Source organism: Pantoea sp. BS_8, from assembly GCF_041954965.1.
Classification (GTDB): domain Bacteria; phylum Pseudomonadota; class Gammaproteobacteria; order Enterobacterales; family Enterobacteriaceae; genus Pantoea; species Pantoea stewartii.
In genome coordinates this window covers 854,332-879,743 of the sequence record NZ_JAVAXU010000001.1, presented here as the reverse complement: position 1 = coordinate 879,743, position 25,412 = coordinate 854,332, and the positions used below count along the sequence as shown (strand labels likewise).

Sequence of the window (25,412 nt, the reverse complement as noted above, 5' to 3'; positions counted from 1 at the left end):
CGCAACCGCTTTCCCCGATATTTAGCCGCTTCTTTCATTAAAGAGAACCGATATGTCAGAAATCAGCCGTGCCGTACTATTTGGCAAACTGGATACGCTGTTATTTACCTCGCTTGAGAGTGCGACCGCCTTCTGCAAACTGCGTGGCAATCCCTACGTGGAGCTGGTGCACTGGCTGCATCAGCTCATGCAGCAGCAGGATGGCGATCTTCAGCAGGTGATTAAGCACTTTTCACTGGATGAAAACGCGCTGACGCGGGATATCGTCGCTGCCCTGGACCGCCTGCCGCGCGGCGCCAGTGCGGTCTCCGATCTCGCAGAACACATCGACAGCGCCGTTGAACGCGCCTGGGTTTATGCGTCGCTGAAATATGGCGCGAACCGCATTCGCGGCGGGCATCTTCTCATCGGGATGTTGAAAACCTTTAATCTGGCCAGCGTGCTGAAAGGCATCTCGCCGCAGTTTTCGCGCATCAATGCCGATGCGTTACTGGCGCAGTTTGATACCTTGCTGGCGAACAGCAAGGAGGTTCAGCAGGCCGTTGTGCCGCCTGCCGGTGAGGCCGCCGCGCCAGCGGCAGCGGGCACCAGTACGCTGGCGCAGTATGCACAGGATCTGACGGCCCGCGCACGGGACGGAAAAATCGATCCGGTCGCAGGCCGTGATGAAGAGATCCGCCAGATGGTGGATATTCTGATGCGCCGCCGCCAGAACAACCCGTTACTCACCGGTGAAGCCGGCGTGGGAAAAACGGCGGTGGTAGAAGGGCTGGCGCTGCGCATCGCGGCCGGTGACGTACCTGCACCGCTGCGCGACGTACAGCTGTGGCTGCTGGATATCGGTATGCTACAGGCTGGTGCGGGCATGAAAGGCGAATTTGAAGCGCGCTTACAGGCGTTGATCAACGAGGTGCAATCCAGTCCCACGCCGATTGTGCTGTTTATTGATGAAATTCATACACTGGTAGGCGCGGGTGGACAACAGGGCACAGGCGATGCCGCCAACCTGTTAAAACCCGCCCTGGCCCGTGGCCAGCTGCGTACGATTGGCGCAACCACCTGGGCCGAATACAAAAAATACATTGAGAAAGATCCCGCGTTAACCCGCCGTTTCCAGACCGTGCAGGTGCAGGAGCCGGATGAAGCGAAAGCGATCCTGATGCTGCGCAGCACCGTCAGTGCTCTGGAGAAACATCACCAGGTACTGCTCCTGGATGAAGCCGTCAGCGCCGCCGTAAAGCTGTCTCACCGCTACATTCCTGCCCGTCAGTTGCCGGATAAAGCCGTGGCGTTACTGGATACCGCCTGCGCCCGCGTGGCCGTCAGCCAGGGCGCTCAGCCGCCTGCGCTGGAAGATTGTCTGCACCGCCTGGCGGCGCTGGACATTGAAGCAGACATCGCGGAACGCGAAGCGAAGGTCGGGCTGGGCGATGAAACCCGTCAGGCCGCCATTGCCGCGCAGCGCAGCGCACTGGAGGCCGAGCGTGATGCGCTGGACGCCCGCTGGCAGCAGGAGCGCGAACTGGTCGAAGAGTTGATTGCACTCCGTGCCCGCTGCGTGACGGAAGGAGAAGCCTCGCTGCGTGAGGCGCTGGATCACACCCGGCAGAAGCTGCAGGCGGTACAGGGCGAAGCGCCCCTGCTGTTTGCCGCCGTGGATGCCAGTGTGGTCGCAGCGGTGGTATCTGACTGGACCGGTATCCCACTGGGCCGCATGGTGAAGAACGAAATCGACGCTGTGCTGAATCTGGCCGATACGCTGAACCAGCGCGTGATTGGTCAGCGCCACGGTCTGGATCTGATTGCCAAACGCGTCCGCACCTCGCGCGCCCGTCTGGATAATCCCAACAAACCGGTCGGTGTGTTTATGCTCTGCGGCCCGTCGGGCGTGGGCAAAACCGAAACCGCGCTGGCGCTGGCTGAGTCGCTTTACGGTGGTGAACAAAACATAATCACCATCAACATGAGCGAGTTCCAGGAAGCGCACACCGTATCAACCCTGAAAGGTGCGCCTCCGGGCTACGTCGGTTACGGGGAAGGGGGCGTACTGACGGAAGCCGTCCGCCGTCGCCCTTACAGCGTGGTACTGCTGGATGAGATTGAAAAAGCCCATCCTGACGTGCACGAGCTGTTCTTCCAGGTGTTTGATAAGGGCTGGATGGAAGACGGGGAAGGCCGTCATATCGATTTCCGTAATACCATCATTATTCTGACCTCCAACGTCGGTACAGAACTGATCAGCGCTCTGTGCGCCGATCCGGAACTGATGCCGGAGCCAGAGGCTCTCAGCACCGCGTTACGTAAACCGTTGCTGGAGGTTTTCCCGCCTGCGCTGTTGGGCCGTCTGCTGGTGGTACCGTATTATCCGCTGAGTGATGAGATGCTGGCGGAGATTGTTAAACTTCAGCTGGGACGCATTGTCCGTCGGCTGGAAGAGAATCACGGTATTGAGGCCGTTATTGACGATTCGGTGGTCAGCCAGATCGTGCAGCGTTGTACGGAAGTGGAGTCTGGCGGTCGCATGGTCGACGCCATCCTGACCAATACCCTGTTGCCGCAAATGAGCCAGATACTGCTCAGCGCCCATGCCCGTGACGAACGTTATCGTCGTGTGCAGGTCAGCTGTGAGCAGGGCGAGTTTGTTTGCCAGTTTGCTGTCTAAAGCCGTTCGTTATCAGAGAGCGTTCGAATATGTCGGAACACGATAATCACCAGACTGTACCCAATGCGCTACCGATTGGTTACCGGTTCAATGAGTTTGAAATCAAGGAAGTCATCGGCGGCGGTGGCTTTGGCATCGTCTATCGCGCGTGGGATCACCAGCTGGAACGCGATATCGCCATCAAGGAGTTTATGCCGTCCTCACTGGCTGTGCGCAGCGACGATCTGAATCTGGTACTGCGCAGTGAACGGTTCAGTAAGACGTTCCATGCCGGCCTGAACAGTTTTATTCAGGAAGCCCGTCTGCTGGCGCGTTTTAACCATCCTAATTTGCTGCATGTACTGCGCTTTTGGGTGCAAAACGACACCGCCTACATGGGCACGGTGTTTTACAGCGGGACCACACTGTCAGCCCTGCGTGAGCGCAATCCGCAGCTGATCGATGAGAACTGGATTCGTCGCCTGCTGCCGCCCCTGCTGGGTGCGATTAAGACCATCCATGATGCGGGTTATCTGCATCGGGATATCTCGCTGGATAACATCCAGATTCAGAGTAACGGCGATCCGGTGTTGCTGGATTTCGGCTCCGCGCGCAAAACCATCGGTAACCTTTCGGATGAAAGCGAAACCATGCTGCGTCCGGGTTATGCGCCGATTGAGCAATACAGCGACAACGATGAAAGTGAACAGGGCGCGTGGACCGATATCTATGCGCTGGGTGCCGTACTGCACACGCTAATCACTGGCGCACCGCCGCCGGTGAGCGTGGTACGCAGTATTGAAGATAATTATCAACCGCTGGTTCAGCGTGCGCCGGCCGGCTACAGCCAGACCTTGCTGGCAGCAGTCGATCGCGCGCTGGCCCTGAAACCGGAAGATCGTCCGCAAAGCATTGACGCCTTTGCGGCCTCCCTGGTGCTGCCAGAAAAAGCGCCCGAACCGCTGCCGGAAGTGAAAAACACCGGGCCGGGCACGATGCTGGTGCCGGTAGAAGAAAACGACGAGGCCGCTGCACCGGCCACACCGCTGAAGAAACTGATGCGTAACCGCTTTGCGTTACCGGGCCTGGTCGCGGCGGGCGTGCTGGTGGGCGTGTGTGCAGGTCTACTGATGGCGGGCGGCGACAAACAGGACGCTGAACCGGCTGACGTTGCGCAGACGGAAACGGCCCCGGCAGCTTCCTCCGCGTCGCAGGCACCCACGGAGCCCTCTGTTACATCGGCTCAAACCCAGACGGCGCCAGCACAAACGCAGACTGCCCAGGCCCAACCGGAAAAAGCGCAGGAGCCGGTGGCACCGCCACCTGCGCCCGTCGCGCAGGTGTATATCAAATTACAGCCCGGCGAGCGCGTTGAGGTGAACGGCCAGCCGCAGGCGGTTGTACCGGCAGCCAATGGTTTTGCCGCACTGCAACTGGCACCAGGCAATTACACGTTTTCAGTGACAGGTCAAAGCGGCGAACGCGAACAGACGTTGACGATTAATCAGGAAGGCGTCTGGTTACTTGATCCTCATATTTAACAGGTATGTCTATGTTTTCACGTATTACTGTACAACTTCCCGCGCAGGGACTGCTGTTCCGTCGTCTGAGCGGCCGCGAGGCGCTGTCTGAATCGTTCGTGCTGGAAGCGGAGCTGCTTTCCACGGACGCGCGCATTGACCGCCAGTCGCTGCTGGGTAAACCGGTCACCTTCACGCTGCCGACGGACGGCTTGATGAGCGCGCTGAACCCGCGCTATATCAACGGCAAAATCACCCGGATAGGAGTGCGCAGCGAGGAACTGGGCGGTGTGCGCTATGCGGTCTACGCGTTGACGGTGGAGCCGGACCTGTGGCCGATGAAGCGCGACCGCAACCTGCGCATCTTCCAGAGCCAGACGGTGCCGCAGATTGTGCAGACGCTGCTGAAGGAGTATGCGGTAAACGTGGAGACGCGCCTGGCGGGCAGCTACCGGGTGTGGGAATACTGCGTGCAGTATCAGGAGAGCAGCTTCGACTTCATCAGCCGGCTGATGGAGCTGGAGGGCATTTACTACTTCTTCCGCCACGAGGCGGACAAGCACACGCTGGTGCTGTGCGACGCGCCGGATCAGCATCAGCCGTTCCCGGGCTACGAGACAATCGCGTACCACGTGACGCCGTCGGGCGGCAGCGTGACGGAAGAGGGCGTGAGCCAGTGGGCGCTGGCGGAGAGCGTGACGCCGGGCATCTACAGCACCGACGACTACGACTTCCGCAAGCCAAACGCGTGGATGCTGCAGGCGCGCCAGAATCCGGTGTCGCCGACGCCGGGCTCAGTGGACGTGTACGACTGGCCTGGCCACTTTGTCGAGCACGGTCACGGCGAATACTACGCGCGCGTCCGCCAGGAGGTGTGGCAGGCAGAGCACCACGAGGTGAGTGGAAGCGGAACGGCGACGGGTATCGCGCCGGGCTACACTTTTGCGCTGCTGAACGCGCCGCACTTCAGCGACAACGGCAAATACCTGGTGACGTCGGCGTACTATGACTTTGAAGAGAACAGCTACGCCAGCGGCGACGTGGGTGCCACGCGCCACAACATCGACTTCACGGTGCTGCCTGCCGCGGTGACCTTTCGTGCGCGCCCGGAAACACCGTGGCCGAAGACGCACGGCCCGCAGACGGCCAGGGTGGTGGGGCCGAAGGGTGAGAGCATCTGGACGGACAAATACGGCCGGGTGAAGGTGAAGTTTCACTGGGACCGTCTGGCGAAGGGTGACGACACGAGCTCATGCTGGGTGCGCGTGTCGAGCGCCTGGGCAGGCCAGGGGTTTGGCGGGGTGCAGATCCCGCGCGTCAACGATGAAGTGGTGGTGGATTTCATCAACGGCGATCCCGACCGTCCATTGATTATCGGCCGGGTTTACAATGAGGCCAGTATGCCGCCGTGGGCACTGCCCGCTGCCGCCACACAGATGGGTTTTCTGAGCCGATCGAAAGACGGCACGGCGGATACCGCTAACGCATTGCGCTTTGAGGATAAGGCGGGTGAGGAGCATTTGTGGATCCAGGCGCAGAAGAATATGGATACGCATGTTAAAAATGATGCCAGCCATTCCGTTGCCAATAATCACAGCCATTATGCAGGCGGAAATGAACTCTATCGGGTTGAAACCAACCGCGTACATGGCGTTAAAGGTGGTGAAGAGCGTTTAACCGGACAAGGAAAAATCGACAACGTTGTTGAAACCTACGTTCTTGGGTCAGGGACCAGGTTACGCCTTGAATGCGGCGAAAGCGCGATTGAACTTAATGCTAATGGTCATATTAATATTGTCGGTAAGGGTTTTAATCTGTTTGTGAGCGGTGATGGTCACATCACCACATCTGGCGGAAAACTTAATTTAAATACATCGGGTGCGAAGCCAGGCACGGGGGCTCCTGGGCCGGGCCATAAAGGCAATATTACTCAGGCTGTGGAGAGTCTTTTTCCCCCAAAGCAAAAGGGGCAGGCGGCCCCGGCGGCACCTAAAAGTAATCATCAAAAATCCTCTGGAGGGGGCGGACGGGTCAAAAATCAATCAGCGCCCGTTGCTCAGAAAGCACAGTCATCACAGTCCAATAAACTTGATGACAAGATTGTTCGTTCAATTATGAAGTCAGAAGGCGCTACAGGTGAACAAGGCGGCATACCAGAGATGTATGGATTCCGAAAAGGTTTCGGTCCTGCTTATGATGATATCGCGGCAGCGAGAAAGACTTATGGTCAGGGGAGTGAACAAGAGTTCAACATTGTCTCAAAATATATGAACGAGTCAGCCAGAAAGGCGGGAGCGCTCAATTTTACCGATCCCAGTAAACAGGCTGCTGTTATGTCTTTGGCTCACATGAGAGGTGTTGGTGGTTCTCAGGCAATACTGAATTCAATGAGTACAGGAAAAATCGTGAAATCCTCAACTCTGACTAATGACAGTATAAACTATATTGAAAAGATGAGTCCTTCTGATTTCCAGAATGATCTTTTAAGTGCACGTTTGAATTATGACAAAGCGATATATGGTTCAACAACTACTGTAAAAAATGGTGTCGCTCATAACTGGTGGGATTATTATTCGGGCGGTCTGACCAAGCGATACACTAAAGAAGCCGCAGAGTTCCTTAAATTTTCAGGTGAATGAAGATGAAATATAAAGTTAAATTTTTATGCTTCACATTTTTAATGTTCATTTCTTTATGCTTTGCAAACATCGCTAGCGCAGCAATTGATTTGAAAAGTTATAATGATATTAATAAAGTGTCAGGGGTTTTTGAAAATAACGATATAGTGGCAAAGTTGAAATCTTTGCTTAAATCAAACTATGATACTTTTAGCGGAAATTTTGATGTTTTCGGCGCTCCACATCTTACCCGCGATGGCGGACTTTTTGTTGAGGGGTGGCCTAAAGACTTATACCTTGAGCAGGCTTCGGCGTTTGTTATTCAACCAGATGGAAAAGTTTATGCCGCTTGGGTGCAACCAGACGATAATTATATTAGTTATGTAAGCGATGCGTCGAATGAAAAAAGTATACAACCAGATATAGAGCAATGGGCGAAAAGATTTAAGGAGTTGAAATTTAATACTCATGCTCAAATGAAAGAAGGATCTGAAAACCATAATGAGACTTTCGAAACGGATAAGTTCAAAATAACAATTTCTTTCCTCTGTTCTTCTGCTAACCCCAATTGTAACGATGTTGAATACACAGGTGTAAGAAAATCTGATGGTGCCGTTATGACCTTAAAGGGTAAGGCGGTGAGAAGTGAGTGCAGTAAAGACGTTTGTCCTGCCTTAAGTTATAAATTTAAAAATCACGACACAACTTACATTCTCAATAAGCCAATCAATAACTTAACTGTCATAGTTAATAATAAAGTTGTCTTAAGTCAGGACGGTAAGTGGAGTAACTGATAAGCATATATATTAGCGTATCAACTGAATCTTTTTATATTGGGTGGACAAAATTTGCCTGCAGGTATAGCACTTTGGATCACCCTTATATGCATGATGCTTAGTCAGTGACGTAATGAAAAATACATGAGGTAGGCTATTTTTCAAGGGTGATTCAATAATTGTTGAAAGAGATGTGCCAGAATGTTAATTCGGTCTGAATATTTAAAATTAATCTTACCCATAAAAAATGGTTACGTTGATAAACGAACGTTGAAATAAAGAAGATTATGATGGTTTTAATATTATGATTCTTCTGTCACTTCCTAATGTCTTTTCAGTTGCTGGTTTTGTGCAAACCTCGATAGTATAGCCTAAAAGAAAAGTATAATTTCAACCATGCTGATAATGATTTCAAAGCCAATGATGTTGTGCGACTGCCGTCTTATTCTTTCCCCTAATAAAACGTGCGCTCTTAAAGGTGTTTTTGTTGTCCCAGGTGACAGACGTTATGCTTATACAGAATAAGAAGGCTACTATAGTTTAATGTATCTAAGTCGAGGCGTTAATGAAGTTAAAGAATAGAGCGAGAAAGACAGGTTGACTCAAGCCCACAAAGGCATTGCGCCGCAGTAATATAAATATACTTCGTTTATTTTCATTGAATATTTCATTTGTAAAGTCCTGAGTCTGCATAATGAGAATTATTAAATTACTCCTTATTTATCGGGTTAGTGTTAGTAAGATATCATGAAGGAAATTTTTGCCAGCCTGTCTTTTTTTAACACTGTATTCATGTCATCTGCCTGCTACGGCGTTTTTTTCGGGGCAATGGGGCGGACAGGAGAAAAATAATGACGGCACATTGTACTCAACGTTAACACTTAAACTGGAACAAAATGGTAACCAAGTTGTTGGAACTTATTGCTATGTTACAAGAAATGGGAAGAAAATAGATTGTCCTGAAGATGGAAATAAAAATATCACTGGCACAGCAAAAGGTAATCAGGCCAAGGTCTTTTTTAACACTGGTTTAGGTAGAGGAAAAGGAAGTGCGAATCTGATTCGTGAAGGTAATACAGTTGCATGGTTGTTGAATGAAAGCGCTTCGGAAGACGTTGTATATGCGCCTCTGAAATATACTTTGATCAAAGTAAATAGCAGTTATACAGAAGCGCAAATGAAGACGTTTTCTACACCAGGCTTTACCGTTGTTCTGTTAAACCGCTGCGGGGGATTTTTCAGTGTTTGCGACAGGGTTAAGTACATCGACTTCAGAAATAATGATGAAAAACAAATTATCCTTTCAGGGAAAACCATTAATTCGGAACAGCAGAGAAAAGTCGTAGGGATGATTTTTACAAATGCAGATGTTCAATATCTTATCAACTTTAACCCATTGACATTGAAAGTGATTAAAGCGGGAAAGGTTTTAGTTGCTCAGAAGGGGAAATGGCAATGATGCATTATATAGAAGTCTGTCTTTATTAATATACCTGGCATAATTGAATTTTAAAGATGAGAAGCGAAAATCATAGCGTAAAGAATAATTTGTAGTAGTAACACTTGAAAAATATTGATGGCAAAATGATGCCAACACCACTTTCATTTGATACTCTTCTGCCTTTACCCTGATAAAAACATCATGTTCATAAATCGTCTTTTCGGCAGCTTTTTGTTTATGGCTGTCCTTATGTTGGTATCGTGCATTGCCAGGGCTGAATCCACTGCAGAAACCATAGCTCCCGCTTTAAACGAGGGTGATTTTTCCGTTCTGCTCAACGACTACGCTTTCACCCCTGGTGACGCATGGAACAATCAGAGCTTCGTCCGTGCGGGCAAAGCCTTGAGCTCGGTTGTGGCCGGAGAAGTGGTCATCGATGAACAGCGATACAACTATTTCCAACACAGCTATGACGGCTTTGCGTTGTTCAGCGCAACGTCGGTGGGAAACGCCAGCCATACCATTCTGGCGGAGATTCTTGTGGACGCTGCCAGCGTGCCGACGGCTCGCAATATTGTGGTGGGCGATAGCGTGGAACAGGTCCGGCAAGCCTATGGCCCAGGCAAAGAAAGTGACAGCGATAATCAACACTGGCTTATCTACAAGCTGGGTGAGAAACAGTTGATGTTCGAAATTGACCAGCAAAAGGTCAGCCATATCATGTTGAATACCACTATGACTGCCAGGCAGCATGACATCAGCGCAGACCAGGCTGTCAGCGCGGCAACGGAAGCCATTCACACTTATCACCTGACAACACTCAGCGATCAATGTCTCAGGTATGATGTTGACGACAGCAGTGATAAAAGTTTCTTTATCATTACGGTTCGCGAAGACAACCATGACGTCAGTTGTGGCGGCGATCCGGATATCTCTCCTCGTCTTTTCGACATTAAAGTGGCGCGTGATAACACTCAAATACTCACTAACGCCGATGATGCCGATGGCACGTATCGAAGCCTGAATACGTCAGCCACACCCAATCAATAAACGGACACCCTATGAATTATCAGTTCAATGAAGGCGCATTTGCGCTGTTTCCTGCTGCGTGGCAGGACACCACCATGAATATTTTGCGGGATGAGGCCAGTGGGCTGGCATTCGTTGTGAGTCGTGGTGTCATTCCTGAAGGTAGCGATGCGGAGACGGAGTTCCAGCGTCAATGGGATACATTACGCAGTCAGATGGGCGCTATTCAGCAAACAGCGTTTGTACGGGTTATGGCTGGGATTGATAGCGCGCTACAGGCGCTGGAAGTTGAAACCGCCTTCGAGCGCAATGGACAAGCTGTGTGGCAGCGGCAGTTGGCTACTCAGGTTCCTGACAGCAACATTTTCATGATTTTTACCCTTTCCGCGATGCGTCCTTTCAATGAAGAAGATGGAGAGCGCTGGAAGAGTTTTAAACACAGTCTGAGTCTGAACAATCCACGGAAAGCATAAGCTATGGATAACCATGCGGCCCGCGTGGGCGATGAGATCATTCACTCCAGCATTTTTGCTGATATCACCAGTATTGTCGCTGAGGGCGCAGCCTACGCCGTGATCGGTGCGGCGGTGGGCGCGGCGGCAACCGCCGCCGCGCCCCTGTTAGGTGCAGGGATGGCCGCGGCCGGTGTGGCCGCTATTGGTTCCAGCTGCCTGCTCAGTGGTATTCTGGGCGGCGTACTGGCCAATGCCGTTGGCCTCTCAGAGGACATCACTAAAGTAGCCGATGGGCTGGGAAACATGCTGTTCCCTCCTTCGCCCGCTGGTGTGATTGCCAGCGGATCAGAAAATGTTCTGGTGAACGGTCTTCTCGCGGCACGTGCGGCGGGCATGCTCGTATCCGGAGAAACTCCACCGCCGGAACCGCAGTCACCCAAAAGCTTTGCCGATTACGGCGGCATGTTGCTCGCTGCAGCCAGCCAGTTTGGCAGTGCGATGTGGCAGCCTACGGTTGCGTCTGCCGATGCCGGAACGTCTCCGCTGGAGCAGGACAAAGTTGTCTGCGAAAAACACGGCGCGCCGCAATATCTGGCACAGGGTTCTAAGCAGGTTTTTATTAACGGGCAGCCAGCCGTTCGCGCCAAAGACAAAACCACCTGTGAAGCCACGGTAAGTGACGACGTTTCACCCAATGTCATCATTGGCGGTGAAACCGTGACGGTAAGAGAGATCAAAAGCGGTAAAGTACCCGGGCTGGCTTTAGCGATGATCGGCCTGTCCCTGATCCGCGGTCGACCTAGTCAGATTCTGAAAAACATGCCCTGTGCACTCGCCGGTGCGGCCGGGGGGATGATGGCCGATATGGCGATTAATGCGGCCTTTTCGTCGCTGTTTCCGGTTCATGCCTCGACTGGCGTCAAAGTCCTCAATGATGATGCCGAAAGTGATTTCTCCCTTCCTGGCCGTTTTCCGCTCAGTTTCCAACGTAGTTACAACAGCCTGACGCAGCGCAGCGGATTATTTGGTCTGGGCTGGGCAACGGTGTTCGACAGCTATTTAGTGCTGGATGGCGCACAGGCAACCTGGTTTGATGACAACGGGCGCGAGCTGCGCTTTGCGGTGCCGGGGGATAAAGAGGTGCTTTACAGCATCAGTGAAGGACTGATGGTGCGCCGTAATGAAATGGGCGATATCGCTATTGCCGATGATGATGGTGCGGTTTGGCGGCTCTATAAACCTACCGCGGCGAATCCTCAGGTACTGCGTCTGGCTTCGCTCAGCGACGAATACGGTAACGCGCTGGAGATGGGCTGGGATGAGCAGGCGCGTCTTGTGCGTATTCATGATGCACCGTTGGCCATCGACGTCACACTGCATTACGGCGACAACCAGCACCCCCAGCGCCCGACCTCCGCCAGTCACTTTGATGGTGAACAGCACTGGCCGCTAGCGCACTGGGACTATACAGAACAGGGCCAGCTTGCCAGCGTCACCGATGCGGCTGGCATTACCTCGCGCCGTTTCCGTTATAACGACGATGGGTTAATGATCTGGCATCAGCTGCCGGGCGGACTGGAAAGTGAATATCGCTGGCAGAAACTGGATCACTGGCGTGTGGTCGAGAACCGCACCAATACCGGTGATGGCTGCCATATGCACTACGATCTGGAAGCAGGCATTACGCGGGTGTCGACCTATGACGGTCAACAGCGCGAACACCACTGGAATGCTGCGGGCCTTATCACCTGTTTCATTGATGAACGGGGCGAGAAGTGGCGTTATGAGTGGAATGAAAACGAACTCATGACGCGCCGCATCGATCCGCTGGGCAATGCGGTGAGCTTCACCTATGACGATCTTGGTAACCGTGTTGAAGAGAAAGATGCGGACGGCGGTGTGCAGGCAGTGCAATGGCTGTCCCACCGTTCTCTGCCAACGGTCGTTGCAGGCGCAGACGGCTCCACAACGAAATACTATTACGATCCCCATCATGGCCTTGAGCGTGTGGTCGATGCGCTCGGGCAAAGTACTGTTTATAAGCGGGATGAGTTTGGGCTGGTTATCGAAGAAATCGATGCGGCAGGCAACAGCTATCGTCGGGAGTTCAACGATGCAGGCCAGGTCATCCGTGAAACAGACTGCTCAGGGCTGACGACGCGCTACCGCTATCATCCGCTGGGTTGGCTCAGTTGTGTGACGGCGCCGGATGGTGAAGAAACCCGTTATCACTATGATGCAGCAGGCCGTCCTGTTTTGCTGGAGCGGGCAGAGGGCTGGGAAGAGCGGTTGCGCTGGAGTGACAACGGCCTGCCGCTGGCCCATGAGTCAGCGGATGGCAAACGCAGTGAATTCCGCTATGACAACGTCGGGCGCTTAATCGCGAACCGCAATGCCCAGGGTGAGACGGTTCAACGCAGCTGGGACAGCCGTAGCCGGTTAACGGCGCTGCAAAACGAGAACGGCGAGCAGTATCAGTTCGAATGGGGCGCAGATTCACTGCTGCTGGCCCAGACTGGACTGGACGGCGTGGCCACGCGTTATGAGTATGATGCTGCGGGCCGCACGTTAGCACGCACTTTTGCCGCCGGGCATCCTCAGGCGATTACCCATCGCTATCACTGGAGTCGAGCCGGACAATTGCTGGCGCGCACGACACCGGAAGGTCAGACGCGCTATCACTACCGTGGTGGTGGTCAGCTAAGTAAAGTGTCACAGCATCTGCCACTGTCTGACACCGAGTGGAGCCAGCAGGCTGAGCAGGAGATTACGTTTACCTATGATGCGCTGGGCCGCATCGTGAGTGAACAGGGGGAGCAGGGCACACTGGCCTGGGAGTACGATGCGCTGGGTAATTGCACAGCCCTAACCCTGCCGGATGGCCGCAACCTGAAGCAGCTTTACTACGGTAGCGGTCATTTACTGAGCATCGCACTCGACAACCTGCCGGTGACGGAGTTTACCCGTGACACATTGCATCGGGAACTCAGCCGCACGCAGGGCGGTCTGACCACGCGCAGTGAATACGATCGTCTTGGCAGACTGCGCCGCCGTGACGTTTTCAGGGGGGAAGCCCAGCGACCTGCACCGCGCGTCTGGTCCCGCCGACGCGACTTCGATTACGGCAACAACCTGATCCGTGAAGAGCGCGACGATAATCCGTTCAGCCAGACATTATGGCACTACGATAACGCTGGTCGTTTGTTGTCCCAGGAAGGCGCGCAGCCTGGTAATGAACACTGGCGCTGGGACGGTGCAGGCAACCCGCTGGATCGCCATGCCGCTTCCCACGTCATGCATAATCGCGTGACCGAACTGAACGGGATTCGCTGGCAGTACGATATCCATGGCCGCACCACTGAGAAGGATGACGGCCAGACCCGCTGGCGCTACCGTTACGATGGTGAGCATCGTCTGACGGATGTCATCAGCGAGCCGCGTGATCGCAATAAGCCACGCAACAAAGTGAGCTTCCGTTACGATCCGCTGGGCCGACGCATCAGTAAAACCTGCCAACAATCGTTACAGGGAAAGCCGTCTGGTCATGCTGTCACAACGCGGTTTGTGTGGGAAGGTTACCGTCTGCTGCAGGAAATCCACGACGATATTCCGCTGACTTATGTCTACAGCGACAGCCAGAGCTATGAGCCACTGGCCCGTATTGATGGCGTGGAAAGTCCGGAGATATTCTGGTTCCACTGCGCCGCGAATGGCACGCCAGAACTTTTAACCGACGTTGAAGGCCAGAAGACATGGGAAGGTGTGAACAGCCCGTGGGGCAAACTGCTGCGCGAATCGAATCAGCGAATTCCGGTGGTAGAGCAGAACCTGCGTATGCAGGGCCAGTACCTGGACCGGGAAACGGGGCTTCACTATAATTTGTTCCGTTATTATGATCCGGACAGTGGTCGGTTTACCCAGCATGACCCGATAGGGCTGGCGGGGGGGATCAACCTTTATCAGTATGCGCCGAATGCACTGGGATGGGTGGATCCGTGGGGGTTGAGTAGGTGTAAAAACGAATGGAATGAGTTTCAGAAAAAATCGAACAATAATCAATTTACTTCAAGGAAACAAGCATCCAAAGCATATGCTTTATGGAAAAAACAAGACTGGGCAGCGTTAGAACAATTTATGGGTGAAGGTGCTTGGCCACCTAATCGCGGTTTTGTAAAAGCAACAAGAACAACTCTTCAACCCGGCACTTTAGTTGATCGATATGGTGGTTGGATAGATGAAAAAGGATTCCATGATATTGGTACTTTTATTTCTCCAGTAGGTTCATCATTTGAGGGCAGGGCTTTACAATCGAGTACACTGGATAAACCTTATTCAATTTATGAAGTATTGAAGCCATTGCCGGTTGATACTGGACCAGCCATACCTTGGTTTGGACAACCAGGCTACGGAACGCAACATGAAACCTTTTTAAAAATTGATAAACTAATCGAGAAAGGCTATTTGAGGAAAGTATGAAAATAATTAATCATCAGAAAAAAAAGGTATTAATTCACGACGGATTAGAAGATGCATTCCTGAAGAATGACAAGCTAATTTCTTGCCCTCGCTGTGATGGCATGGCTTATTATGGCTTGTACAACTCTACAGATTTAGATATGTATGATGAAAAGAAAGTAAAGGCTATAGTTGGCAGTATTAAGCGATTGGAATTTATTGGAGGCGAAATTCAAGAGTATAGATATAAAAGTAGCTCATTGAGAGTTTCAGAAACAAAATGTTCTAATGGGCATGATATTTTGGTTGTGTTTACTTACAAGGAGTTACAGCCTGCTCGTTATGAATCCTATCTTGTAGGGGTTTTTGACAATAATACGTTCAATGAAGAGTGATGATAATTATAGAGAGTGTCATTTTTAATGGGATCTTTTTCCTTTATGACGTTTTTAATGGAAGGTCTAGTGGGTAATTTAATTAGACACCCTGCTGATCCTAATAGTATTATTAGACAGTTTGAAATTATCAATAATTATCAATAAAACTAATATGCTTGAATGGGTTGATAAGTTAAGTTTGAATACGTATTAAAAAGGAATACAAAGTAAGTGCTGAGATACAGAATAAGCACATGCATACCTTGACTATGAGTTACATGGTTAATTCCGCAATTGTTAAGGAAAGGTATAAATGAATGGGGATGAAATAGCATATATCAATGAATTGAAAAATGATAATTCAGCTTATGCATATCAAGATAATGAGCTTGGACATATTTACCTGCCACCAGTATTAGATACAAGGCTCAGTTAGTAATGTCGGATCCTTCACTCTCAGAATTATTCTTTCTCCAGCCCATCGCAAATTCAGACGGTGTCTGATAATTGAGCGCGGAGTGCGGGCGGCACTCATTATAATCCTGACGCCATTCACTGATGGTTTCTCTGGCATGACTGACGTCACTGAACCAGTTTTCATTCAGACAATTCATCGCGAAAGCGTCCGTTAAAACTCTCAATAATTCCGTTCTGTGTCGGCTTGCCGGGCTGGATAAGCCGCAGCTCCACGCCATGCTCAGAGGCCTATTGATCGAGCGCGCGGCAGGTAAATTCCGGGCCCTGATCAGTTCTTATTGTCGCCGGATAGCCTCGAAACAGTGCAATGCTGTCCAGAATACGCGTGACCTGAACACCTGAAATCCCAAAGGCAACAGTGACCGTCAGGCATTCCTTCGTGAAGTCGTCCACGCAAGTCAGGCACTTTATTCTGCGACCGGTGGCGAGCGCGTCCATGACGAAATCCATCGACCAGGTCAGGTTGGGCGCTGCCGGGCGGAGCAGCGGCAGACGTTCCGTTGCCAGTCCTTTACGGTGTCGTCTGCGTTTTATGCCCAGCCCGCTGAGATGATACAGGCGGTACAAGCGCTTGTGATTAACCAGAAGGCCTTCACGGCGCATCAACTGCCAGATGCGGCGGTAGCCAAAACGCCTGCGCTCCAGTGTCAGCTCTGTGATGCGTAGAGACAGCTGCGCATCAGCCGCCGGACGCTGAGCCTCGTAGCGGCAGGTCGACATGGACAAACCTGTAAGCCTGCAGTCACGACGTTGCGACAGACCGGTTACATCACACATAAACTCAACGGCTTCCCGCTTCTGGCCTGTCGTCAGTACTTTCGCCCCAGAGCCACCTGAAGTGCCTCCTTATCCAGCATGGCTTCTGCAGGCAGCTTCCTGAGTCTGGCGTTCTCTTCCTCAAGCGACTTCAGGCGCTTAACCCCGGGCACATCCATACCGCCATACTTCTTGCGCCAGGTAATGGGATGGACTATCTCTTCCCCCTGCGCTTAACTGAACATAATTTATCCAGCAGGAGTGTGACTATGAACATTGTATTTATGCGCATCGACCTGGCAAAAAATGTTTTCCAGCTTTGCGGACTGAATCATATGCGCCGAATGCGCTGAGATGGGTGGATCGGGTGGATCCGTGGGGTTTATCAAGACGTTGTAAAACAAATGAGAAGCCTAATAAACCTGATTTTTATGTTGGTCCAACTGGGCCTGGCGCTACGTTGCCCGCAACAGGATATCGTTACATGAGGTATCTTAATGATGATGGTGGTATTAATGTTTGTGCAGTTAAGGTAATTGAAACTAAGTCAGCACCAGTAACTTACTTCGGGTTTAAAAAAATAAATTCTGGATATGGTGTGCGTGATGCCTTTCAAATAAAAGGAAAAGAGAATTTAGATCCACTGGATCCTTTGGACAAAACTTGGAGCGATGGACGCCTTAGAGGAGAATATGATACATTACAACTTTACGAGAATGGTGTTCCACAAGTACGCCATCCACGAATGTTTGGCGACCAAAAAGATGCACCACTAGAGCCATTTACCGAGGCATATCCGGAATATGGCGCTGGAAAAATTGAACAAATGCATGCCGATAATAAAATAATTGAATTTGATAAAGTTGATATTTTGCCGGAGAGAGAATGATTGATCTATTTTCTTACAATGAAGCTTTGAATTTTCTTGAGGTTTTTTTTGATAAAATGATTAAAGACGAAAAGTCCCGGAAAGAAATGCAAATAATTCTTGATGGAAGTCGTGATAATAAAACGGTTTCAATTAGAGCAATTGACGTTTGCTTTAAAAATTATCGTAAGAAATTCGCTGATTATCGCCTACCAAATGATGAAGAGACTGAAGTTTGGAAACACTTAATAGATATTTGGCAATAGAGTGTTTTGTCAAAAAAACAAGAAGAGTAAAAGAAATGACTAAGGGTTCTGGTCTTTATCATTACAATGATGAAGCTATCAGCTATTTTGAAACTCAATTTGATCCTGGAAAACATAAAATTTTTTTGTACTTTTTCTGAAGTTCAACCATCCAGGTACATTTCTCATTTGAGCGGTGTATTCCTTAAGAATTAAGTTTTTTATTATCCTGGAGTTGTGTGAACTTTAAATAAAATTATCATTTTTTCCTTAAAGCTTATTGTAGATAGTATGATTTTATAGTATTGACTATTTAATTCCCCCTTCTTTTAATATTACTCATTTTTAACTTTAATTTCCGTACTTATATAAAGAAAAAGGAATGTGTGACTTGCCACCGGCTCGACAACCACCCAGATGCATCAGTAAAACCCGCGAGCAATCGTTACAGGTAAGCAGTCTAACAACGCTGTCATAATACGATTTATATGCAAGGCTGCCGAATGCTGCATGAAATCCACGAAGATATTTCGCTACGTCTACAGCGACAGCCAGAGCTATGTAAAACTGTTCTGAAAAGCTTGCATTTTTTCTGGTTCCATTGTGCTGCTAATGGCGCGTCAGAAATTTTTACTAATGTAAAGAACCATGAAAAGATGGAAGGGGTAACAGTCTATGGGAAAACTCGCTACGCGAAATTTGCATTCAATCCTTAAAGTTGGGATTATTGATATTTAGCGATTAAAGTAACTTTGATGAGCGATTTTTGTAGTGAAAATTGAAAATCTGAAAGTTAATGCTGGCGAATCAACTGTCGAATGGAGATACAATGGAGAGACTATTACAATGTTTTTTACAAACATCGACCAGTCCTTGATTGATTCCAGTAGAAACTTATTATTTGTTCTCGATAAAAAGGAAAGATTGCCTAAAAGATTGTCTGTAATAAACGGATCCGGAAAGGTTTTATCGACTTTTTTCTCTCCCGTTAATGGAGACTTCTATTATTTGACAATCACTCCTGAGAAAGAAGTTTTGGTAGTCTGTGTTTTTAGTGAGAAGCTGGATGGATGGAATGATTGGCATTTTTCGTTCAATCAGGATTCGGGGAAACTCGAACGCATTGCGCCTGCACGCTAATAGGAGTGAAGCTAATAATTTTTTGGATTCTGTAAAGAAAAAATATGGTTGCTTATCAATCATAATAACCTTTAAGTTTTAATTGAATGATAAAACTGTAAAACCTAAAATTACAAATAAGTTATCATTCTGAATGCTGATAGTAGGAAATATCCAGTAATATTAAAATGTTAGTCGGTTATTTTCCCAAGATGTCGCGCAACTTGGTAAAGGGCACTGGTGCTGGGACGGTGCAGGCAACCCGCTGAATCGCCATGCCGCTCCCCACGTCATGCATAACCGCGTGACCGAACTGAACGGGATTCGCTGGCAGTATGATATTCATGGCCGCACCACTGAGAAGGATGACGGCCAGACCCGCTGGCGCTACCGTTACGATCCCCTTGGCGGGGCATCAGCAAACCCAGTGAGTCGTTGTTACAGGTCAAGCAATCTGGTCACGCCGTAACAACGCGGTTTGTGTGGGAAGGCTACCGACTGCTGCAGGAAATCCACGACGATATTCCGCTGACTTAGGTTTACAGCGACAGCCAGAGCTATGAGCCACTGGCCCGTATTGATGGCGTGGAAAGTCCGAAGATATTCTGGTCCACTGCGCCGCGAATGGGCCGCCCGAGCTACTGTCTGACGTTGAAGGCCAGAAGAAGCAAGACTTAAACTGAAACTAGGAAAAATAATAGATATATGAAAAAAATGACTTTAGATGTAAATACTGGAGGTTTGCGGATAAATGAAAATGAGATAGAGCTTGAATCTTACGATTCCTTCATTAAATCCCATTTTTTTCAATTATCTGATGATTTGACATGCGTTGGTAAATATTGTTTCTTTGCTAAAGAAATCATCTGGCATAATGAACCATTTACTATAGAGTTTAGACCTGCAGTTTTTTCTTTTAAAAAAAGTGTTTATCTTATTAGCAAAAGTGGTGGTTATTTTCAAAGCCTTCACAATTGGAATAAAAAAGCTGACTTAAATATGCTGAAGGATGAAGAAAAAAGGTTGTATGAATGGGCTCGGAATAAATACCCCGGAAACTATGATGGTGAGATAAAAAATCCTCCCTATGGGTATGTATGGTGCTTCCAGTGGGGTAATGTAGCGGTTCAATTAAACTCCAATACTTTTGAGTGCGGTATATATATAGAATGGAATTGAAGTAGTTGTTTTATTGAGTGTGTTGTTAATTTTTTTTTTTTGAGTTGTGAAAGGATTTCGCCTCAATAAAACCATCTGTTTTATGGTTATTGATTTTTGGGAGTATTGGGGATGTCGTATTAATGGTAGTCCACTAATCGGCTATTTTCTCAGGATGGCGCGCAGCCTGGTAAAGGGGACAGGTGCTGGGACGGTGCAGGCAACCCGCTGGATCGCCATGCCGCTTCCCACGTCATGCATAACCGCGTGACCGAACTGAACGGGATTCGCTGGCAGTACGATATTCATGGCCGCACCACTGAGAAGGATGAAGGCCAGACCCGCTGGCGCTACCGTTACGATGGTGAGCATCGTCTGACGGATGTCATCAGCGAGCCGCGTGATCGCAATAAGCCACGCAACAAAGTGAGCTTCCGTTACGATCCGCTGGGCCGACGCATCAGTAAAACCTGCCAACAATCATTACAGGGTAAGCCGTCTGGTCATGCTGTCACAACGCGGTTTGTGTGGGAAGGTTACCGTCTGCTGCAGGAAATCCACGACGATATTCCGCTGACCTATGTGTACAGCGACAGCCAGATCTATGAGCCACTGGCCCGTATTGATGGCGTGGAAAGTCCGGAGATATTCTGGTTCCACTGCGCCGCAAATGGCACGCCCGAGCTACTGACCGACGTTGAAGGCCAGAAGACCTGGGAAGGTGTGAACAGCCCGTGGGGCAAACTGCTGCGCGAATCGAATCAGCGAATTCCGGTGGTAGAGCAGAACCTGCGTATGCAGGGCCAGTACCTGGACCGCGAAACGGGGCTTCACTATAATTTGTTCCGTTATTATGACCCGGACAGCGGCCGTTTTACCCAGCATGACCCGATAGGGCTGGCGGGGGGGATTAACCTTTACCAGTATGCGCCGAATGCGCTGGGATGGGTGGATCCGTGGGGGTTGAGTAGGTGTTCATTAGATAAAACGCCAATAACGCGAAATTCAGCCAGAAAACTATTGAGAAGTCGCGGATTAAATAAGCAAATTCAGCATGACACTATCAATAGTTTTGATGATCAGATTTATGCATCCAGAGTAAAGTCTGGAGATGTGTTCACTATTACAGAGCATACACCAGGTAGTGCCTCACAAGTATATGTCACAAGAGGAAGTGCAGGTGCCACCCCAGCGGCAAGACGTGCAAACTTGGCTTTGCCACCGAATAACTCAGCAACTTATGAAGGTAAGGTAGCCCTGACCAGACCTCAAGTTCTTCTTGAAGGTAAAGTTGCGCCTCAACTGCAATGGGGGGCAGATAAGGTCGGTGGCGGATGGCAAATAGTAACTGCCGGCGGTAGATATTCAGGAGCGACAGAATCATTATGAATTTAGAAGAAGTTGGCAAAAAAATATGTGATATATTAGCTTCATCTGCTTATCTTGATGAATCCAATGACATTAAAGATCTAATGATTAAAGTTTTAACGTTGGATAAAAATGATCCTTTAAGAATGATGGCGATAGATAGTTTAATATCACGATGTCATCCTAAATGGCTTGGGGACTATTATGTTAACAACATTACTTATAAACAATGGACCGATCTTATTACTGAATTTAAGAATAAGCTAAATAAAGAAAAATAAATCATGGCCGGAAGTGATCCCAGAGATCTCTCCGGTTTTTCTTTTTAGTTACCCGGTGTCAGGATCAGGCAGCCCTGTCCCAACTTTATGCTGAACCCGGATTAGTTGCACACCAAGCTGCAAGAACGGACATCCTGTCCGTTGGATAACTGATGTAAGATTTTTATAATTGAGAAATTGACTATGAACAAGCATGAGTTAATGGCTGAAATAGATAAGGCATCTTCTTACATAGATCAAGTTATGAATAACGAAAATAAAGGGGGGTGAAGGTCTTTATTGATGAGTTAAAGTCACTTAAAGTTATAAATAACAGTCTTATGAATAATCCTTTAAGAGGCTTTCCCCGGCGCTATGCTGAGATGTATAACGATTACCTCCATACAATAATGGATGTAATGAACAAAAGTGAAAAGTCTGTCGATGTATATTTGACTAGCAACTAATTCTTGCTTTGGTATTAATGGCGTTGACTTACTGAAAGCGATAGGCGAATCCTTGGGTTGCGCCTTTTTCTTTTTAGATTGCTGTATACTTAGTGTCGAAATGGTGATTTTAGTTTTACTACAGGTGAGGAGATGAAATTAGGAAGCAGTTATTTAATGTTTAGCAGCGATAATGGAATTGATGCAATTTAATTTAAATAATTCATCGCTTTTAAGGTGGATGATATGATGAATTTCATAAAGGTAAAAAAGCCTGGGAAGTTATTAAAAGCATACGGAATAAAAAAGCTACTACAGTTGTCCGGAATAGCTGGGCAAAGTGTCATATCATTTGTCGTTGTCTAATACCTCGTAGCTCTGGCACGACGAACTGGCGTGTGAGTATGTTGCGCTGGGCAACTGCACAGCCCTTCCTCGGGTGCCAGTCTTTTGCATTTAAAAATCATCAACGCGCTGGCAAGTCAGATTGTCGATGATGATTTCAGGCACGCCTTATTTTCGCTCGAAAACAAGGATGCCCTTTTCCAGTTTATGGTGCAACGAATTCAGTTTTAGGAGGAAGCATGAATATTGTAGGCGTCACATCCTGTATTGCCGGGTTAGCGCATACACCGATGGCAGCGAAATCGCTTTAGAAAGCGGGAAGAAAGCTGGGCCATCAGGTGCATATCCAACAGCAAGGGACGATGGGGATGATCGATAAATTCACTCTGGAATATATCACGGAGACAGACTTCGTGCTGAATGCGGCGGATCGCTCAATTGAAGAATGAGGAGCGTTTTGCTGGTAAAACCATCATCCGGGTCAAAATCAGCCAGTGCGTGGGGCATGCCGCTGTGGTGACTGCTAAATGTGTGGCGGCTGTCGAGGCGCGCCGTAATCCCTGATATTGGTGACACTATGAAAAAACGATGGTCAATATCAAAAACCATTTAATGACAGGCATCTCTTTTGCTCTGCCCGTCATTACTGCTGGCTGAATAAATGGCTACATCTTACGCAGGATATCGGTTTAAAAATCATTGGATTAATGAATTACCTGTCAGGTGTTTACGTTGCCTGTTCAATCTCCGGAAAGCGGTCTGGCGTCGGATTTCTGAGAGTCTTACTGGCTGGGTACTTCAGTATTACGCAAGATTCGTATTATCGCTTCTGCCGCCTCGTCTGCACCGCCCATCATTATGCCGTTTATTACCGCTGAGTTGCATGCCATGGTGATGCTATTGATACACGTGTCCGGTTCAAATACCACTTCAGATCGGCGCTCAGAAAATATCAACGAAAAAGGCAAAACCATGTAGCCACTCACGCCCAAAAAAATTTCATTTTCCTCGCTTGAAATCCCACTAAATGATCCTATAAATCTCTGTGAGCAGCGGGGGAGGTCCCCACGCCGATGAGCTTTTGAATGAACCATTAATTCAGGAGGTTATCACTATGGCATTACGTAATTTTCCCGTATTTCCTTCTATCGCAGATTCTGCCTTTTCAGACCGGTTTAACCGTATCGACAGGCTGTTCAGCCAGTTGACCGGTGATGCGCCCGTGTCGGTTTCCCCCTCTTACGACCTGAAGCAGGTTGATAACGAACACTACGAACTGACCGTCAGCGTGCCGGGCTGGAAAGAAAGCGAGCTCGAAATCGAAGTGGCAGGCGGTCGTCTGACCGTGACCGGACAGAAAGAGGAGGTCAGCGATAACGATACGGAAAAAGAAGGGCAGAACAGCGGTTGGCTGCACCGTGGTATCAGTCGTTCAGACTTCCGTCTGAGCTACAGCGTGCCGGAGCATATGAAAGTGACCACCGCACGCCTGCAGGACGGTTTGCTGCGCGTCGGCCTGCACCATGAGATACCGGAAAGCGAGAAGCCTCGTCGCATTCCGATCGAACACCGTACGGCGGAAGCCATTGAACATCAGGCCTAATGGCAGGTTAACGAAAAAGCGGAGGGCGCTGACGGCGTTCTCCGCGCTTTGTCATCAAGGTGCCAGAGAATCAGGAGGCGGTAATGAAAGTCATCAGCGTGCCCGAAGATCGTGCTCTTTATCCCAAGCTGGTTGGCGAAACCGTAATGGCGGCAAAGTTACAGTTAGGCCGCACCCGGTTGTCGGTGAATTACAACAAAGTGCCTGGCGGTATCATGCCGGTGCTGGTGGTGGATTTCTACAACGAAAAAGGCAAACTTTACTCCCTGCGTTACAACCTGCCGCCCGATACACCAGAGCGCACTGAACGTCGATTGTCGCTGTTAATGCGGCTGATTGAGAAAGAGGCCAGTGAGGAAAAGCTGGCTGAGGCGGTGTAAAACCGATAAGTGCAACCAAAACGAAGAGGAGGTGACGATGCTCAACACACTCATGCTACATACCTCGTTGGGTGCTGGCATGCTAGCGATGACGGCCAGCCTGTTTCACAACCGTTTTAAATAAGCCGTTTTCGTTTTCTCTCTTCAGGGTGCCGACATCGCGGCACCCTGTTTCATTCGTGCCCGCCGCTTGTCTTTCTGCGCCTCAATTGTTATGTTATAACATATCTATTTGTGGGGTGAAAAACATGCCGTCGTCCAGAGCGTTACCTCAATCCGATCCTGTTTTGCAGGTCAACATTGCGCAGTTGAACCGAACGGACGGCGAACCGCTCTTGCATCACATTCACTTCAGCGTCAGAGAGGGAGAGCGGCTGGTCATCATCGGGCCAAACGGCAGTGGCAAGACGTCATTACTGCGGGCAATGTGCCGTGAGTTATCGTCACCGCCACAGGCGATTCAGCTTAACGGCGCATGTCTGGCAACGTTTTCACGGCAACAGCTTGCCACCTGCATAGCCGTGATGGCGCAGAATGATATGCCCGATCTCAGGCTGTCGGTTGAAGAGTATGTTGCGTTGGGCCGTATTCCGCATCTAGGCGCCTGCCCGGCAGGAGTAAATCAACGGATCATCCACGAGTCCATTGATGAAACCGGTCTTTCAGCACTAAAAACACGCCCGCTGGCTGCGCTGTCCGGGGGAGAACGACAACGTGCTGCACTGGCGCGCGTGCTGGCGCAAAAGCCGTTATTGATCTTACTGGATGAACCGACGAACCATCTTGATCCGCTGGCCCGCCAGCAGCTACTGGCACTCATTAAAAACAAAGGGATTACGGCAATAGCGGTACTGCATGACCTGTCCCTGATTGATACGTTTGCCGATCGTGTGCTTATCCTGTCGCAGGGCGAGCAAATTGTGTGTGATCACCCGTCGCGCGCGCTGACGTCGCGCTATCTCCAGCCCGTGTTCGGCTTAAACAGCTTTACCGTAAAACATCCTGCCAGCGGTAAGCGCTTACGTATTTTTGAGGTGCCCGACTGTGCATGATGCATTGAGTAAAATCGGTTTTG

The 25,412-nt window shown here is 49.6% G+C and carries 17 protein-coding genes and 3 pseudogenes; 19 read left to right on the top strand and 1 reads right to left on the bottom strand.

Going from position 1 to position 25,412, the window contains the following annotated elements:
• Positions 1 to 52 precede the first annotated feature (52 nt).
• The 9 genes from tssH (at position 53) to RAC65_RS04000 (ending at position 15,330) form a co-directional block, all read left to right on the top strand.
• Entirely contained in the window at positions 53 to 2,662 is a 2,610-nt protein-coding gene (gene tssH, locus RAC65_RS04040) for a type VI secretion system ATPase TssH (protein ID WP_039338230.1), read from the top strand.
• A 29-nt stretch (positions 2,663 to 2,691) separates the two neighbouring features.
• The gene (locus tag RAC65_RS04035; protein ID WP_324030447.1) at positions 2,692 to 4,182 is read left to right on the top strand and encodes a serine/threonine-protein kinase; all 1,491 of its coding nucleotides are present in this window, start codon (positions 2,692 to 2,694) and stop codon (positions 4,180 to 4,182) included.
• Positions 4,183 to 4,193: 11 nt separating this feature from the next.
• On the top strand, positions 4,194 to 6,800 hold the full coding sequence (locus RAC65_RS04030; protein WP_375096382.1) for a type VI secretion system Vgr family protein: 2,607 nt from the start codon (positions 4,194 to 4,196) through the stop codon (positions 6,798 to 6,800).
• 2 nt (positions 6,801 to 6,802) lie between these two features.
• Entirely contained in the window at positions 6,803 to 7,573 is a 771-nt protein-coding gene (locus tag RAC65_RS04025; protein WP_282497982.1) for a hypothetical protein, read from the top strand.
• Positions 7,574 to 8,315: 742 nt separating this feature from the next.
• A complete protein-coding gene (locus RAC65_RS04020) occupies positions 8,316 to 9,014 on the top strand; it encodes a hypothetical protein (RefSeq protein ID WP_282497981.1) in 699 nt (232 codons plus the stop codon).
• A 231-nt stretch (positions 9,015 to 9,245) separates the two neighbouring features.
• The gene (locus RAC65_RS04015) at positions 9,246 to 10,046 is read left to right on the top strand and encodes a hypothetical protein (protein ID WP_282497980.1); all 801 of its coding nucleotides are present in this window, start codon (positions 9,246 to 9,248) and stop codon (positions 10,044 to 10,046) included.
• 11 nt (positions 10,047 to 10,057) lie between these two features.
• Positions 10,058 to 10,498 carry a DcrB-related protein gene (locus RAC65_RS04010; RefSeq protein ID WP_033742127.1) on the top strand — a complete coding sequence of 147 codons (441 nt, stop codon included), beginning with the start codon at positions 10,058 to 10,060 and terminating at the stop codon, positions 10,496 to 10,498.
• A gap of 3 nt (positions 10,499 to 10,501) precedes the next feature.
• Positions 10,502 to 14,956, top strand: a complete 4,455-nt coding sequence (locus tag RAC65_RS04005) for a glycohydrolase toxin TNT-related protein (RefSeq protein ID WP_375096381.1) — start codon at positions 10,502 to 10,504, stop codon at positions 14,954 to 14,956.
• Positions 14,953 to 15,330 (top strand): hypothetical protein, encoded by a 378-nt coding sequence (locus tag RAC65_RS04000; RefSeq protein ID WP_375096380.1) that lies wholly within the window; start codon positions 14,953 to 14,955, stop codon positions 15,328 to 15,330. The genes RAC65_RS04005 and RAC65_RS04000 overlap by 4 nt, the downstream gene beginning before the upstream one ends.
• 410 nt (positions 15,331 to 15,740) lie before the next feature.
• Here RAC65_RS04000 and RAC65_RS03995 read toward each other — a convergent pair.
• A pseudogene (locus RAC65_RS03995) lies at positions 15,741 to 16,748 on the bottom strand (IS3 family transposase); the annotation flags it as partial.
• A 281-nt stretch (positions 16,749 to 17,029) separates the two neighbouring features.
• Here RAC65_RS03995 and RAC65_RS03990 point away from each other — a divergent pair.
• The 10 genes and pseudogenes from RAC65_RS03990 (at position 17,030) to RAC65_RS03945 (ending at position 25,389) form a co-directional block, all read left to right on the top strand.
• Complete coding sequence (locus tag RAC65_RS03990) at positions 17,030 to 17,434, top strand: hypothetical protein (RefSeq protein WP_375096379.1); 405 nt, start codon at positions 17,030 to 17,032, stop codon at positions 17,432 to 17,434.
• Entirely contained in the window at positions 17,431 to 17,679 is a 249-nt protein-coding gene (locus RAC65_RS03985; protein ID WP_164482108.1) for a hypothetical protein, read from the top strand. The genes RAC65_RS03990 and RAC65_RS03985 overlap by 4 nt, the downstream gene beginning before the upstream one ends.
• A gap of 750 nt (positions 17,680 to 18,429) precedes the next feature.
• Positions 18,430 to 18,798, top strand: coding sequence for a hypothetical protein (locus tag RAC65_RS03980; RefSeq protein ID WP_244964666.1), 369 nt, complete (start codon positions 18,430 to 18,432; stop codon positions 18,796 to 18,798).
• 166 nt (positions 18,799 to 18,964) lie between these two features.
• A pseudogene (locus RAC65_RS03975) lies at positions 18,965 to 19,442 on the top strand (type IV secretion protein Rhs); the annotation flags it as partial.
• A 40-nt stretch (positions 19,443 to 19,482) separates the two neighbouring features.
• Positions 19,483 to 19,956, top strand: a complete 474-nt coding sequence (locus tag RAC65_RS03970; RefSeq protein ID WP_375096378.1) for a hypothetical protein — start codon at positions 19,483 to 19,485, stop codon at positions 19,954 to 19,956.
• Between the two features lie 129 nt (positions 19,957 to 20,085).
• Positions 20,086 to 21,324 (top strand): annotated as a pseudogene (locus tag RAC65_RS03965) (RHS repeat domain-containing protein); the annotation flags it as partial.
• Positions 21,321 to 21,584, top strand: a complete 264-nt coding sequence (locus tag RAC65_RS03960; protein ID WP_205955437.1) for a hypothetical protein — start codon at positions 21,321 to 21,323, stop codon at positions 21,582 to 21,584. The pseudogene RAC65_RS03965 and the gene RAC65_RS03960, both read left to right, overlap by 4 nt.
• A gap of 1,884 nt (positions 21,585 to 23,468) precedes the next feature.
• Positions 23,469 to 23,957 carry an Hsp20 family protein gene (locus RAC65_RS03955; RefSeq protein WP_033742122.1) on the top strand — a complete coding sequence of 163 codons (489 nt, stop codon included), beginning with the start codon at positions 23,469 to 23,471 and terminating at the stop codon, positions 23,955 to 23,957.
• Positions 23,958 to 24,040: 83 nt separating this feature from the next.
• Positions 24,041 to 24,337: a hypothetical protein gene (locus RAC65_RS03950; RefSeq protein WP_033742120.1), complete on the top strand. Its 297-nt coding sequence runs from the start codon at positions 24,041 to 24,043 to the stop codon at positions 24,335 to 24,337.
• A 248-nt stretch (positions 24,338 to 24,585) separates the two neighbouring features.
• Positions 24,586 to 25,389 (top strand): ABC transporter ATP-binding protein, encoded by an 804-nt coding sequence (locus RAC65_RS03945; RefSeq protein WP_033742118.1) that lies wholly within the window; start codon positions 24,586 to 24,588, stop codon positions 25,387 to 25,389.
• Positions 25,390 to 25,412 lie beyond the last annotated feature (23 nt).